The following is a 13,443-nucleotide window of genomic DNA, read 5'->3' as shown; positions in this document are numbered from 1 at the left end:
CAGTCAGGAGGAAGTATGCTTTCGATTGAGTTTTTCTGCCCACTCCCTAACGGCCTGCACGCGCGTCCGGCCTGGGCGTTAAAAGAGCAGTGTAGCGCGTGGCGCAGCGATATTCGGTTTATCAATAAACGGCTCAACACCCACGCCGATGGCAAAAGTTCGCTGGCGCTGATCAGTACAGGCACCTTGTTTAACGACAGCTGCGTGCTGGAAATCAGCGGTAGCGACGAAGAGCAGGCAAGACGCGCGCTTGAGATGTACGTCAATTCGGCATTTATCGACAGCGACAGTATCCCATCTGGCGATGCGCCGCACGTTGCGCATCCCCTTCCCCGCTCTCTCGTGCGGCTCAACCCGCAGCTTCAGCACGCCATCACGCTGGCCAGCGGTATTGGCGCCGGTACATTGCGGGGCTGGCAGAGCGATAACCTGCAACGTTATCGCCAGAACCCGGCATCCCCGGAAGATATTACGCGCCTGGAACACAGCCTGGCCACGCTGGCGGAACAACTCAACCAGCGTCTGCGCGGGCTGGGCGGCGAAAGTAAAACGATTATCAGCGCCCATCTGTCGCTGATTCAGGATGACGAGTTCGGTGGCAACATCCGCCGTCTGATGAATGAAGAACGCCTGAGCCTTGCTGAGGCGATCATTCGTAACATGGAGCAGATCTGCAATAAGCTTTCGCTCTCGGCAAGCGACTACCTTCGCGAGCGCGTCAGTGATATCCGCGACATTACTGAACAACTGCTGAGCATCACCTGGCCTGAACTTCAGTCTGCATCTGCCTTTATCATGAACGAGCCCACCATTCTGGTGGCGGAAGATTTAACCCCCAGCCAGTTTTTAAGCCTCGATACCCGATACCTGAAAGGGATGGTACTGGAAAAAACGGGCCGTACCTCGCACACCTTAATTCTCGCCCGCGCCGCCTCGATTCCAGTGCTGAGCGGCATGACGGTGGCCTCACTGGAACCCTTTACAGGAAAACCGGTGATTCTGGACGGGATCTGTAGCGTACTGATAATGGAGCCCAACGAGGCCGTTCATCACTACTACAGCGTAGCGCAACGCCTTGCCGACATTCGCCACCAGCAGCAAATCAAAGACGCCGGGCTGCCAGCCCTTACCCGGGATAACGTTCCGGTAGATATCGCGGCGAATATCGGCAGTGCCCTGGAAGCACCCGGCGCATTTGCCTGCGGTGCGCAGGGTGTTGGCCTGTTTCGTACTGAAATGCTCTATATGGATCGCGATAAAGCTCCGGACGAGCAGGAACAATTTGAAGCCTACCAGCAGGTGTTGCTCTCGGCGGTGGGTAAACCGGTCATCTTCCGCACCATGGATATTGGCGGCGATAAGCAGATCCCGTATCTCAATATTCCGCAGGAAGAGAATCCATTCCTCGGCTATCGCGCGGTACGCATTTATCCGGAGTTTGTTCATCTGTTTCGCACTCAGCTTCGCGCTATTTTACGCGCAGGTGCCAGCGGCAATGCATTGTTAATGATCCCAATGGTGCACAGCCTTGATCAAATTTTGTGGGTTAAACAAGAGTTGCAAAAAGTCCGTGAGGAGCTGGTATCGCAAGGGCTACGGCATACCTCACACCTGCCGTTGGGGATTATGGTCGAAGTGCCGTCCGTCTGTTTTATCATCGACCACTTCTGCGAGGAGGTCGATTTTTTCAGCATTGGTTCAAACGATATGACCCAGTATCTTTACGCGGTCGATCGCAACAACCCGCGGGTTTCCCCGCTCTATAATCCGATTACCCCATCGTTTTTACGCATGGTGCGCCAGATTGTCACCGCAGCACACCGCCATGGAAAATGGGTCGGGATATGCGGCGAGCTTGGCGGCGAACGCCGTTATCTTCCTCTTCTTCTGGGGCTGGGCATTGATGAGTTCAGCATGAGCAGGCCCCGTATTCCGGCGGTAAAAGCACAGCTTCGCGTGCTTGAAAACGATGCCTGCCGGGAGCTCGCAGAGAAGGCCTGTGAATGTCGCAGTGCCGAGGAAATCGAAACGTTACTGGGTGATTTTACCCCGGAAGAACCCTCGCGCCCGTTACTGGCGCTGGAGACTATCGTATTCAACGAGCCGCTCACCTCAAAAGAGCAGGTGCTCCAGTTTCTGTGCGGTAATCTGGCTATTCAGGGCCGCACCGAAAACCCGCTGGAGCTGGAGGAAGATCTCTGGCAGCGCGAAGAGATTGTTACGACGGCCGTCGGGTTTGGGGTGGCCATTCCGCACACCAAGTCTCAGTGGATCCGACACTCCAGCATTAGCATCGTTCGCCTGGAAAAGCCAATTGACTGGGAGTCAGATATGGGTGACGTCGGGCTGGTTATCATGCTGACGCTCGGTACCCAGGAAGGGATTAACCACGTCAAAGTCTTCTCCCAACTGGCACGTAAGCTGGTCAATAAAGCATTTCGTGAGGCGCTGTTCGCAGCGGATTCACCGCATAGCCTCCTGGAATTGCTGAACGCCGAAATCAGCTTCTGACCGCTACTGAAAACGCGCGCGATACTCCCCCGGCGTCAGTCCAAACTGACGTCGGAACAGTCGGGAAAAATAATCGCTGTCAGGATAACCGCAGCGCTTCGCCACCTCGCTTACCGGCAGATGGTATTTTTGCAGGATGGTGCGCGCTTTCCCCATTCGTACCCAGCGAACGTAATCGACAAAACTCATCGTCCCCTGCTGTGAAAACAAGCGCGACAAATGGTTAGGGGAAATGTTAAACAACGCCGCAACGCTTTCGCGCGAAACCACTTCTGCATAGTTATCTTGCAGCCAGTTACAAATACTCTGATAAAGAAAATCGCCCCGCGAGAGCCCAGGCTCAGGACGTGAAGAGACGGCTTTACGACACCAGTGAAGCAGGCTGAGTACCAGAGGCTGAATGATGTCCTGATCCTGCGGTGACGCGCTCAGGTACGTGAGCGCCATCAGCATAGCCGCACACTCACCTTTTTCAGGATAAGGGAGCTCCATTTTCCGCTGCGACTGTTCATTGTGGGGAGCCTGAAACGCCAGCCCCAGCCAGGAAGGTGCAAAGACAATGCTCAACAGCATAACCGGCTTTTCAAACAGCGGCATATTTACCGCCTGAGAAGGAATAAACAGCATCTCTCCCTGACGGATCGCTTTTTGCTCAGGGATCAGCGGATTGCCATAAACACCGCGCAGCACCACGTCAAGCCGCGGCCATTCGAGACGGAAACTCCCGGCCGGGGCTGAAGCGGGTGAGTGCGCAAACCAGACACGTCCCAGTTGCTGCGGGTTCAGCACCAGCCCGCTAAGCAGGTCGGCAAAAAACTGCTGATCGGCAGGAAGCCGGCTATCAGACATCTTATCCCCTGCGTGCATCAGGGCGCACCAGGTCAAAGCGGTGGCTGTCACTTATGGAATAGTAAGCCGTCGGTCCGCCCGCACGCAGAATCGGTTGCGCCTTCGCAGTCTGGTAAATGCCCTCTTCCAGCAGCGTTTCGGCAATATGAATACCGACCACCTCTCCCAACACCAGCCAGGTGTCCACCGGCGTGCCATCGGCTCCCGTCAGCTGAATGCACTGCGACAGGCGACACTCAAAATTCACCGGGCTTTCCGCCACACGTGGCGCATTCACCAGCTGGCTGGCAACGGGGGTTAATCCTGCAAAGGTAAATTCATCTTCGCCGTGGGGAAGCGTGGCAGACGTTTCATTCATCGCTTCGGCAAGGTCACGCGTTGCCAGGTTCCAGACAAACTCGCCGGTTTCAGTAATATTTCGAACGCTGTCTTTCCAGCCATTGCTGGAAAAACCGATGATCGGCGGACGATAGTTAAAGCAGTTAAAGAAGCTATAAGGCGCGAGGTTCAGTTGACCCTCTTTACTGCAAGAGGAGATCCAGCCAATCGGGCGTGGGCCGATAATGGCGTTCAACGGGTCATGCGGCAGGCCGTGCCCCTGAGAAGGTTGGTAGAAATACATGTTGCTCTCTCATTGGTGGGGCAGACACGAATTACGCTTCGCTCATTGCCCTGTTTCAGGACACTCAGCGTAACGCAATCCGCCAGAAATTAAGACTGAATAAATTTCAGCAAATCGTCGTTAATCTGGTGCTTATGAGTGGTGCAGATGCCGTGCGAGCCGCCCGCATAAACCTTAAGCTGCGCGTCTGGCAGGATCTCCGCCGCCACGCGGCCACAGGTATCGATCGGTACGATTTGATCGTCATCACCGTGGATCACAAGCGTCGGGATGGTCATCTTTTTCAGATCGCCGCGCAGGTCGGTTTCCGAGAAAGCTTTGATACAGTCATACAGTGCTTTAATTGATCCCTGAAGTCCCTGCTCCACAAAGCTTTCACGTACCGCTTTTGACTCTTTCGCGCCCGGGCGGTTATAGCCGTAAAACGCGGCGGTCAGTTCATAGAAGAATGCCGCACGATCGTTAACCACGCCTTCCCGAATACCATCAAACACCTCTTTCGGCACCCCATTTGGGTTGAAATCGGTTTTGATCATAATCGGCGTAACCGCGCCAATCAGCACCGCTTTCGCGACACGCTGTGTGCCATGACGGCCAATATAACGCGCCACTTCCCCACCGCCTGTTGAATGACCCACATGCACCGCATCTTTCAGATTAAGATGTGCCGTCAGTTCAGCCAGGTCGTCAGCATACTGATCCATATTATGCCCGTCCCACGGCTGCGCCGAACGGCCATGGCCACGCCGGTCATGCGCAATCACACGAAATCCTTTTGACCCCAGAAACAACATTTGATCTTCAAAGGCATCAGCCGTCAGCGGCCAGCCGTGACTGAACACAATGGGTTGCCCACTGCCCCAGTCTTTAAAATGCAAATAACTGCCGTCTTTCAAGGTAAGTTTGTCGTAATCGCTCATGAGATCTCCTCAACGGAACACTGAATGCGGATAGTCGCCTGATAAGGGCGCTTAAAAAGGATAATGCAAATTTGCGAGTGATCACGTTTTTCGCCAAAAATTCATATGACCGATGAATGTGACCTTCATCACTTCAAACTTGCGTGCTCAGTGAGTATCATCGGGAGAGTTAAACCCTCGCTGCCAGACGGCGAGGGTTTTCTTTTGGATTGGTTTCTGCGTTACACGCAGCATTAACGACATGGAGTAATAAATGTCCAGACCCACTATTATCATTAATGAACTCGACGCAGAACGTATCGACAGGCTTCTTGAGAAGCCAGAATTTGCAGCATTGCCGATTGCCGATGCGCTCAATGCGGAGCTGGATCGGGCGCAAATGTGTACGCCTGAGTCGATGCCACATAACGTGGTGACGATGAACAGCCAGGTGAAATTCCGCGACCTGACCACCGGTGAAGAGCGAACCCGCACCCTGGTTTACCCGGCGCAAATGACCGACAGCAGCACGCAGCTTTCCGTTCTGGCTCCTGTGGGTGCAGCGTTAATTGGTTTGCGTACCGGCGACACCATCCACTGGGAGTTACCTGGCGGTACTTCTGCGCATCTTGAAGTGCTCGAACTGCTTTACCAGCCGGAAGCGGCCGGCGATTACCTTCGTTAATCCCTTCTGAACAAGCGACTCACCGCTTTGCCCGGAGGATGCCCGCGCATCCTCTTTCCGAAATTCACCCATTTGTCTTATATCGTGCAAAACCCCCTTAATCCACGCTTAATCTGTTTTGGTGCCGCGGGGACGGTCATGCTCGAAGAACTGGCTATCGTACTGTTTTTCCTGTTTTTATTGGCGATTATCGTCATGGCCGTGCTTTATCTTGAACGTCACTGGTAACCCCTCTTTCTGCTTAACCTCTCAAACAGTAAATAAATGTATGGCATGAAAAAGTGCCAGACAGCTATCAGAAACCACTATTATTTTGTGCTTGAATGGTTTTAGCGTTTATAAACAAGGAGAAACGGGTATGTATCAGAGAATCATAATGCCAGTTGATGTTTTTGAGATGGAGCTAAGCGATAAGGCCGTACGCCACGCCGAGTTCCTTGCGCAGCAGAACGGAGTTATTCATCTTTTACATGTTTTACCGGGGTCCGCCAGCCTGAGTCTGCATCGTTTTGCTGCCGACGTGCGGCGTTTCGAAGAGCATTTGCAACACGAAGCCGAAACGCGTTTGCAAACCATGGTGGGGCATTTCAGCATCGATCCGGCCCGCATCAAAACGCATGTCAGGTTTGGCAACGTGCGTGATGCCGTGAATGAGCTGGCGAACGAACTGAAAGCGGATATGGTCGTCATCGGCTCACGAAATCCATCGATTACCACTCACCTGCTGGGCTCGAATGCCTCCAGCGTGATCCGTCATACCCACATCCCGGTGCTGGTCGTCAGATAAAAAAAGGCCACCTTTCGGTGGCCTTATAGTATTGCAGGTGTCGTCTTACTTTCTTTTATTATGCTGTCTTCGTACGGATCAGATAATCAAACGAGCTCAGAGAGGCTTTCGCGCCTTCACCGGTAGCGATGATAATCTGTTTGTACGGTACGGTGGTGCAGTCGCCCGCCGCAAATACGCCCTTCACGCTGGTTTCGCATTTCGCGTCGATGATGATTTCACCCATGCGGTTACGCTCAATTGCCCCTTCCAACCAGGTGGTGTTCGGCAGCAGGCCAATCTGTACAAAAATGCCCGACAGCGCCACGCTATGCACATCACCACTTACGCGGTCGCGGTATTCCAGCCCCGTCACTTTGCTGCCATCGCCCTTCACTTCTGTGGTCTGCGCATTCAGCACGATGTCGACGTTTTTCAGGCTGCGCACTTTATCCTGAAGCACCTGGTCCGCTTTCATCTCTGGCGCAAACTCCAGCAGCGTCACATGCTCAACAATGCCCGCCAGGTCGATTGCCGCTTCCACGCCGGAGTTACCGCCGCCAATTACCGCAACACGTTTACCCTTAAACAGTGGGCCATCGCAGTGCGGGCAGTAGGTCACCCCTTTGGTGCGATACTGATCTTCGCCAGGCACATTCATGTTGCGCCATTTTGCGCCGGTGGCAATGATAATACTGCGTGCTTTCAGCACCGCGCCGGAGGCGGTTTCAATCTGGTGTAAGCCGCCTTCAACCGCCGCCGGAACCAGCTTGCTGGCACTCTGGCTATCGATCACATCCACTTCGTAATCGCTGACGTGAGCCTTCAGGGCGCCCGCCAGTTTCTGGCCTTCGGTTTTCGGTACGGAGATATAGTTTTCGATATCCACGGTATCCAGCACCTGGCCGCCAAAGCGTTCGCCCATCAGACCGGTGCGAATGCCTTTACGTGCGGAGTAAACTGCCGCCGCTGCACCCGCCGGGCCGGATCCAACAATCAGCACATCGTAAGCATCACGTTTGTTCAGCTCGTCTGCCGCACGTTTTTCTGCGCCGGTATCCACTTTGGCAACGATTTCCGTCAGTGTCATACGGCCCTGGCCGAACTCCTGACCATTCATATATACCGCCGGAACACCCATCACGTTGCGATCGGTGATTTCATTCTGGAAGGTACCGCCGTCAATCGCCGTGTGCTTAATACGCGGGTTCAATACCGACATCAGGTTCAACGCCTGCACTACGTCCGGGCAGTTGTGGCAGGAGAGCGAGTAATAGGTTTCAAATTCGAAATCACCATCGATATCGCGGATCTGCTCCAGCAGCGCCTGCGCTTCTTTCGACGGATGGCCACCGGTCCACAACAGTCCCAGCACCAGTGAGGTAAATTCATGCCCCAGTGGGGAACCGGCAAAGCGCGGCCCCTGGTCTGAACCTGGGTTAGTTATCAGGAAAGACGGTTTACGTACTGCCAGGCTGTTATCTTCTTTGAAGGTCACTTTTGCTGACAGTTCGGCGATCTCTGTCAGCAGTTCCTTGATCTCTGCCGATTTAGCGCTGTCATCCAGCGTGGCAATCAGCTCAACAGGTTTAGTCAGTTTCTCAAGGTAGGCCTTGAGCTGGGTTTTCATGTTAGTGTCGAGCATTGTTCTTCCCTCTCTTAAAACGTCATCATGCAAGCTGCCTTATACAGGCGGCCTGAATGCAACTTGCATCATGGTGCTGGAATGAAATGGGCGCGGGGTGCGCCCATGGATTGCCGGGAGGCACTTCGTTTACCCGGCCTACGGTTGTTGTAGGCCTGTGCAAGCGCAGCGCCGCCAGGCGTTACAGAATCAAATCTTGCCAACCAGATCTAAAGATGGAGCCAGCGTTGCTTCGCCTTCTTTCCATTTTGCCGGGCAAACTTCGCCTGGGTGAGAGGCAACATACTGAGCCGCTTTCACTTTACGCAGCAGGTCAGATGCATCACGGCCGATACCTTCAGCGGTAACTTCGATTGCCTGGATAATACCTTGCGGGTCAACAACGAAGGTGGCGCGGTCTGCCAGGCCTTCATCTTCACGCATGTTGTCGAAGTTACGGGTCAGGGCGCCAGTCGGGTCGCCGATCATCGCGTATTTGATTTTCGCGATAGTTTCAGAGCTGCCGTGCCATGCTTTGTGGGTGAAGTGGGTGTCAGTTGATACAGAGTAAACGTCCACGCCCAGTTTCTGCAATTCGTCGTAGTGATCTGCAACGTCACCCAGTTCAGTCGGGCATACGAAGGTAAAGTCAGCCGGATAGAAGAAGAAGACGCTCCAGCGGCCTTCGGTATCTTTCTCGGTGACTTCTACGAACTCACCGTTTTTGAACGCCTGGTTTTTAAAAGGTTTAATCTTGGTGTTAATTAAGGACATCTGTATTTCCTCCGTGTTTTCGTTGAGATGTAAGGTAACCAACTTTTACCGAGTGGGCTAATGCGTTTGCTTTATCAAATCAATCAGCCATACCTAACAACCCGGACGAACCAACCATGTGAACTGAATGATTAAAAACTCCAAAGTAAAAAGGCCGCCCTGGTGGGCGGCCCTGATACCTGAACTTCCCACAGGAACTTTCAGTGCCAGAAACACTGGCGTTGCGTTGCGCTCTACATACCTTTAGTTCAAGGTCGTAACAGCGTCCTGATTACAACACCCGTTTACGCTTTGGGCAATGCATCGCAGAGGCATTCTGGTCTATGGCTGTGATAGGTTTTATCGAACAGTTCGTCTCTTAAAGGGTGAAACTTATGATCTGGGAAAATAAAAACGAGTGATATTTAAGTATCAACATATAAATGAAACCATTTTTATTCATTTTGTTTTTTACTTTTAAAGATAAAAACATCTTAATCAAGATTGAAGTTTTATTTCATTAATCTGTCTTCGTGATATATTTAGTCTTGGTTCAAGTTAGATTAAGCGATTTAACCGCACGGATGGTAAATGGTTAACTTCGTTCTATAGTTATCGGTGATGTGATAACGCAATGCAACTCACTCAGGATGAAACATGGCAAATCTTTATGATCTTAAAAAATTCGACCTTAACCTGTTGGTTATTTTCGAGTGTATCTACCAGCACCTGAGTATCAGCAAGGCGGCTGAAACACTCTTTATCACTCCTTCGGCAGTCAGTCAGTCGCTCCAGCGCCTGCGCACTCAGCTCAACGACCCTCTGTTTATTCGTTCCGGTAAAGGGATCACACCGACCACTGTTGGAACCAATCTGCATCATCATCTTGAGCAAAACCTCAACCAGCTTGAGCAAACCATTAACATTATGCACGGCTCAGAGTTGAAAAAGAATTTTATCGTCTATTGCCCACAGGCTCTGACTTCAAATAACTTTCTATATCCATTGAAGTTGTTGATGAGAGAGCATAATTATGAAATTGAGCTTCATGATATGCTGCTTTCCGCGAACTCCGCGGAAGACCTGCTCGCTTACCGCAAAGCAGACTTGATCTTCTCTATGGCACCTGTAAACAACCGCTCGATGGTCTGTGTTCCCTACGCACAATACAAAGTCATTCTTGTGTGCAGTCAGGATCATCCGCGCATCAAAGATACCGCCACGGTGGAGGAACTCCAGAAAGAAAAATTCACGTTTTTCCTGAGTAACGAACCCGGCATCAAGACGTATCAGTCTAAGATTGAGCATATATATGCCAACAAAACCATCAGTTTTCGCTGCGACTCACTTTCCTCAATTATCACCATGATCAGCGCTTCACATTTAGTCGGATATGTACCTGAGGTTCTGTATGAAAAATACAAAGACGTATTAAGGCTAAAAAAAATTGATGGTCCTTACACACTTCCCATCACAGAAGTGTTCATGATTTATAACCGTTCAGCACTGAACAGCTCGGTATTCTCCGCGTTCATTGAGAAAATCACTGAGAAATAACTGAAAATAGCTGTGATTGTCACAGCTATTACAATCTCGCCAAAATATAACCGTCATTTATAGATCATAAAAACAATTCTTTTTTTCATTTACCTGTCTTAATTTTTCACTACTATTACTCTCTTCCTGTATTGACACGCCCTATCCGGTTTTTATATCCAGGAGGAGTTTGCATATGTCAATGTATAAATATCCACTAGATAAAAATGTCCTTGAAGCCGCTCTGGACCGTATTAACTGGGTTTTTGATAATTTACCCAGAGTCTGCGTTTCATTTTCCGGCGGGAAGGACTCCACGATCATGCTCCATTTAACGGCCCAGCAGGCCCGAAAAAAGGGCAAGAAAATTCATCTGTTATTTATTGACTGGGAGGCACAGTTCACATGCACCATTCAGCATGTGAATAACATGAAACAGCAATACGCCGATGTTATTGAGAAATGCTGGTGGGTTGCACTACCGCTTACAACGCAAAACGCCCTGTCTCAGTTTCAACCTGAATGGCAGTGCTGGGAGCCAGGTATAAACTGGGTACGACAACCACCTGAAGAGGCCATTACCGACCCCGATTACTTTGACTTTTATCAGCCAGGGATGACATTTGAAGCCTTTGTTCGTGGGTTTTCCGACTGGTTTTCCCAACATCGCCCCGCAGCGGTGATGGTTGGCATTCGCGCCGATGAATCCTACAACCGTTTTCTGACTATCGCTAACGCGCGTAAAAAGCGCTTTGCTGACGATAAACCCTGGACCACAACCTCGCCAGGTGGACATGCCTGGTATATCTACCCGCTCTATGACTGGAAAACGGCGGATATCTGGACGTGGTTTGCGAAAACAGGTAATAGCTATAACCCACTCTACAACCTGATGTTTCAGGCGGGCGTGCCGCCACGCTATATGCGTATTTGCGAACCTTTTGGTCCTGAGCAGCGCCAGGGACTGTGGCTCTACCATGTTGTCGAGCCGGAACGCTGGGCAGCCATGTGCGAACGGGTCAGCGGTGCGCGTAGCGGAGGTATCTACGCCGGGCAGGATAACCACTTTTACGGCCACCGCAAAATCCTCAAACCTGATCACCTTTGCTGGCGAGAGTACGCCATGCTGCTGCTCGACAGTATGCCGCAAAAAACGGCTGAGCATTACCGCAACAAAATCGCGATTTATCTGCACTGGTATCAAAAGAGAGGAATGGAGGATATCCCCGATACCCAGGAAGGCGACATTGGGGCAAAAGATATCCCCTCCTGGCGGCGCGTCTGCAAAGTCATTCTGAATAACGACTACTGGTGCCGGGCACTCTCGTTTAGCCCAAACAAACCCAAGCATTATCAGCGCTATAGCGAACGGATAAAATCGAAACGTCAGAAATGGGGGATCTTATGCAACAACGATTGATCACTGAAATGGAAAGCTATCTGCAATCGCTACCGGAAGCGGAGTGTATCGATGCCATCAATGCATTTCGTCAGGCCATTCACAACAATAGCCCTTTTCGCGAGCAACCCATCGACTGCGTGTTGTGGGTTAAACAAGACAGCATCACCGCGAATGATTACAACCCTAACAACGTTGCACCACCGGAAATGCGCCTGCTCAGCACGTCGCTGGAGCTCGACGGTTTCACTCAGCCTATCGTGGTGACGGAAAATGCCCCGCAGGATTACGAGATTGTGGACGGTTTTCATCGCCATGAGATCGGTAAAAACAGGGCCGCCATGAAGCGTCAGCTAAAAGGTTATCTACCGGTCACTTGCCTGCGTAAAACACGTCAGCAAAAATTTGACCGGATGGCGGCCACCATTCGCCATAACCGCGCGCGTGGGCGCCACCAGATTAATGCAATGTCAGAACTGGTAAGCGAACTGGCGTTGCTGGGCTGGAACGATAAAAAAATTGGCAAGGAACTGGGAATGGATAACGACGAGGTGTTACGCCTGAAGCAAATCAACGGCCTGCTGGAACTGTTTGCAGACCGTCGCTACTCAGAAGCGTGGACGGTGAAATAATCAGAGCGTATTCAGACGCTCTGCTGCCGCCAGCAGCGTCGATTCCTGTTTCGCAAAACAGAGACGAATCAGTTTATGCGGGAAGGGATCGGCGCAAAATACTGACAACGGAATAGCCGCCACGCCGGCTTCTTTGGTCAGCCACTGGCAAAAACTCACGTCGTCCAGGTCGGATATCGCGCTGTAATCTGCCAGCAGGAAGTAAGTCCCTTCGCTCGGTAAAATCTCCAGACGGCTGGCACTCAGGGCATCCACAAACAGGTCGCGGCGCGCACGGTAGAATTCCGGCAGCTCACGGTAGTGCTCTGGCTCCGCTCTTAGCATATCCGCCAGCGCCAGCTGTGCCGGGGTATTTACGGCAAATGTCAGATACTGATGTACCTTGCGTAGCTCAGCGCTGATCGGTGCGGGAGCCACGCAGTAACCCACTTTCCAGCCGGTCATGTGATAGGTTTTACCAAACGAGGACACCGCAATGGCGCGCTGGCGCAGCTCAGGATGCGCAAGGACGCTGGCGTGGCCTTCTTTGGCAAAACAGATGTGTTCGTAAACTTCATCACTCAGCACGTAGATTTCACGTTCCGAAATCGCCTGCCACAGCGCCGCAAAGTCGGCTTTTTGCCAGACTGTTGCTGACGGGTTGTGCGGGGTATTGAGGATCACCAGACGGGTTTTCTCACTCAGTAATCCGGCAAAAGCCTGCCAGTCCGGGCGGAAATGCGGAGGCTGGAGCGCCACACGTTTCACCACGCCGCCAGACAGCTCAACCGCCGGGGCGTAGCTGTCATAGCTTGGGTCAAAACAGATAACCTCATCGCCCGTACGCACCAGCGCCGTAATAGCGGCATACAGCGCCTCTGTCGCCCCCGCCGTTACCGTGATTTCGCTGCCAGCATCAGGTTTGTAGCCGTATAACTCCGCAGTCTTATCCGCAATGGCTTCGCGCAATGCCGGTGCGCCCGTCATCGGGGCGTACTGGTTTGCGCCCTGTGCAACGTGATACGCCAGGCGCTCCTGTAAATACGCCGGGCCATCAAAATCCGGGAACCCCTGCGACAGGTTAATGGCATTGTGCTGCTGTGCCAGTGCGCTCATCTGGGTAAAGATTGTCGTGCCAAGGTTGGGGAGTTTACTCTGCGGAATCAATACGTTATTGCTCATTGTGTC

At 52.0% G+C, this 13,443-nt stretch carries 13 protein-coding genes; 7 read left to right on the top strand and 6 right to left on the bottom strand.

The window, feature by feature from the left end; genetic code table 11:
* The first annotated feature begins 15 nt into the window (after nucleotides 1-15).
* Nucleotides 16-2,511 (top strand): phosphoenolpyruvate--protein phosphotransferase, encoded by a 2,496-nt coding sequence (gene ptsP / locus F3J30_RS11805; RefSeq protein WP_166717373.1) that lies wholly within the window; start codon nucleotides 16-18, stop codon nucleotides 2,509-2,511.
* 3 nt (nucleotides 2,512-2,514) lie between these two features.
* Here ptsP and F3J30_RS11800 read toward each other — a convergent pair whose 3' ends face one another.
* The 3 genes from F3J30_RS11800 to F3J30_RS11790 form a co-directional block, all read right to left on the bottom strand.
* On the bottom strand, nucleotides 2,515-3,360 hold the full coding sequence (locus tag F3J30_RS11800) for an AraC family transcriptional regulator (RefSeq protein ID WP_247650557.1): 846 nt from the start codon (nucleotides 3,358-3,360) through the stop codon (nucleotides 2,515-2,517).
* A 1-nt stretch (nucleotide 3,361) separates the two neighbouring features.
* Nucleotides 3,362-3,982 (bottom strand): flavin reductase family protein, encoded by a 621-nt coding sequence (locus F3J30_RS11795; protein ID WP_014069302.1) that lies wholly within the window; start codon nucleotides 3,980-3,982, stop codon nucleotides 3,362-3,364.
* Nucleotides 3,983-4,071: 89 nt separating this feature from the next.
* A complete protein-coding gene (locus F3J30_RS11790) occupies nucleotides 4,072-4,902 on the bottom strand; it encodes an alpha/beta hydrolase (protein WP_014069301.1) in 831 nt (276 codons plus the stop codon).
* Between the two features lie 253 nt (nucleotides 4,903-5,155).
* On the opposite strand from F3J30_RS11790, the gene rnk reads away from it, so the two are divergent.
* The 3 genes from rnk (at nucleotide 5,156) to uspG (ending at nucleotide 6,353) form a co-directional block, all read left to right on the top strand.
* Nucleotides 5,156-5,566 (top strand): nucleoside diphosphate kinase regulator, encoded by a 411-nt coding sequence (gene rnk, locus F3J30_RS11785; protein WP_014069300.1) that lies wholly within the window; start codon nucleotides 5,156-5,158, stop codon nucleotides 5,564-5,566.
* A gap of 138 nt (nucleotides 5,567-5,704) precedes the next feature.
* Nucleotides 5,705-5,794 carry a small membrane protein YldA gene (yldA, locus tag F3J30_RS22705; RefSeq protein WP_280960247.1) on the top strand — a complete coding sequence of 30 codons (90 nt, stop codon included), beginning with the start codon at nucleotides 5,705-5,707 and terminating at the stop codon, nucleotides 5,792-5,794.
* A gap of 130 nt (nucleotides 5,795-5,924) precedes the next feature.
* Nucleotides 5,925-6,353, top strand: a complete 429-nt coding sequence (uspG, locus tag F3J30_RS11780) for a universal stress protein UspG (RefSeq protein ID WP_166717371.1) — start codon at nucleotides 5,925-5,927, stop codon at nucleotides 6,351-6,353.
* Between the two features lie 58 nt (nucleotides 6,354-6,411).
* Here uspG and ahpF read toward each other — a convergent pair whose 3' ends face one another.
* Both ahpF and ahpC read right to left on the bottom strand, forming a co-directional pair.
* On the bottom strand, nucleotides 6,412-7,977 hold the full coding sequence (gene ahpF / locus F3J30_RS11775; protein ID WP_166717370.1) for an alkyl hydroperoxide reductase subunit F: 1,566 nt from the start codon (nucleotides 7,975-7,977) through the stop codon (nucleotides 6,412-6,414).
* Between the two features lie 189 nt (nucleotides 7,978-8,166).
* Nucleotides 8,167-8,730, bottom strand: coding sequence for an alkyl hydroperoxide reductase subunit C (ahpC, locus tag F3J30_RS11770; RefSeq protein ID WP_014069297.1), 564 nt, complete (start codon nucleotides 8,728-8,730; stop codon nucleotides 8,167-8,169).
* A gap of 636 nt (nucleotides 8,731-9,366) precedes the next feature.
* On the opposite strand from ahpC, the gene F3J30_RS11765 reads away from it, so the two are divergent.
* The 3 genes from F3J30_RS11765 (at nucleotide 9,367) to F3J30_RS11755 (ending at nucleotide 12,276) form a co-directional block, all read left to right on the top strand.
* A complete protein-coding gene (locus tag F3J30_RS11765) occupies nucleotides 9,367-10,266 on the top strand; it encodes a LysR family transcriptional regulator (protein ID WP_166717369.1) in 900 nt (299 codons plus the stop codon).
* Nucleotides 10,267-10,441: 175 nt separating this feature from the next.
* Nucleotides 10,442-11,665 carry a phosphoadenosine phosphosulfate reductase gene (locus tag F3J30_RS11760; RefSeq protein WP_166717368.1) on the top strand — a complete coding sequence of 408 codons (1,224 nt, stop codon included), beginning with the start codon at nucleotides 10,442-10,444 and terminating at the stop codon, nucleotides 11,663-11,665.
* Nucleotides 11,650-12,276, top strand: a complete 627-nt coding sequence (locus F3J30_RS11755; RefSeq protein ID WP_166717367.1) for a ParB/RepB/Spo0J family partition protein — start codon at nucleotides 11,650-11,652, stop codon at nucleotides 12,274-12,276. Before F3J30_RS11760 ends, F3J30_RS11755 begins: the two co-directional genes overlap by 16 nt.
* Here F3J30_RS11755 and F3J30_RS11750 read toward each other — a convergent pair whose 3' ends face one another.
* The gene (locus F3J30_RS11750; protein ID WP_166717366.1) at nucleotides 12,277-13,437 is read right to left on the bottom strand and encodes a pyridoxal phosphate-dependent aminotransferase; all 1,161 of its coding nucleotides are present in this window, start codon (nucleotides 13,435-13,437) and stop codon (nucleotides 12,277-12,279) included.
* Between the last annotated feature and the right edge of the window lie 6 nt (nucleotides 13,438-13,443).

It is taken from the genome of Enterobacter sp. Tr-810 (assembly GCF_011752765.1).
Taxonomy (GTDB): Bacteria; Pseudomonadota; Gammaproteobacteria; order Enterobacterales; family Enterobacteriaceae; genus Enterobacter; species Enterobacter soli.
This window is presented reverse-complemented; position numbering and strand designations above follow the sequence as displayed.

Coding starts and splice junctions, on each gene's coding strand:
- F3J30_RS11765 (WP_166717369.1), top strand. CDS start 9,367: ATGGCAAATCTTTATGATCTTAAAAAATTCGACCTTAACCTGTTGGTT.
- rnk (WP_014069300.1), top strand. CDS start 5,156: ATGTCCAGACCCACTATTATCATTAATGAACTCGACGCAGAACGTATC.
- ptsP (WP_166717373.1), top strand. CDS start 16: ATGCTTTCGATTGAGTTTTTCTGCCCACTCCCTAACGGCCTGCACGCG.
- uspG (WP_166717371.1), top strand. CDS start 5,925: ATGTATCAGAGAATCATAATGCCAGTTGATGTTTTTGAGATGGAGCTA.
- F3J30_RS11750 (WP_166717366.1), bottom strand. CDS start 13,437: ATGAGCAATAACGTATTGATTCCGCAGAGTAAACTCCCCAACCTTGGC.
- F3J30_RS11795 (WP_014069302.1), bottom strand. CDS start 3,982: ATGTATTTCTACCAACCTTCTCAGGGGCACGGCCTGCCGCATGACCCG.
- F3J30_RS11760 (WP_166717368.1), top strand. CDS start 10,442: ATGTCAATGTATAAATATCCACTAGATAAAAATGTCCTTGAAGCCGCT.
- ahpC (WP_014069297.1), bottom strand. CDS start 8,730: ATGTCCTTAATTAACACCAAGATTAAACCTTTTAAAAACCAGGCGTTC.
- F3J30_RS11755 (WP_166717367.1), top strand. CDS start 11,650: ATGCAACAACGATTGATCACTGAAATGGAAAGCTATCTGCAATCGCTA.
- yldA (WP_280960247.1), top strand. CDS start 5,705: ATGCTCGAAGAACTGGCTATCGTACTGTTTTTCCTGTTTTTATTGGCG.
- ahpF (WP_166717370.1), bottom strand. CDS start 7,977: ATGCTCGACACTAACATGAAAACCCAGCTCAAGGCCTACCTTGAGAAA.
- F3J30_RS11800 (WP_247650557.1), bottom strand. CDS start 3,360: ATGTCTGATAGCCGGCTTCCTGCCGATCAGCAGTTTTTTGCCGACCTG.
- F3J30_RS11790 (WP_014069301.1), bottom strand. CDS start 4,902: ATGAGCGATTACGACAAACTTACCTTGAAAGACGGCAGTTATTTGCAT.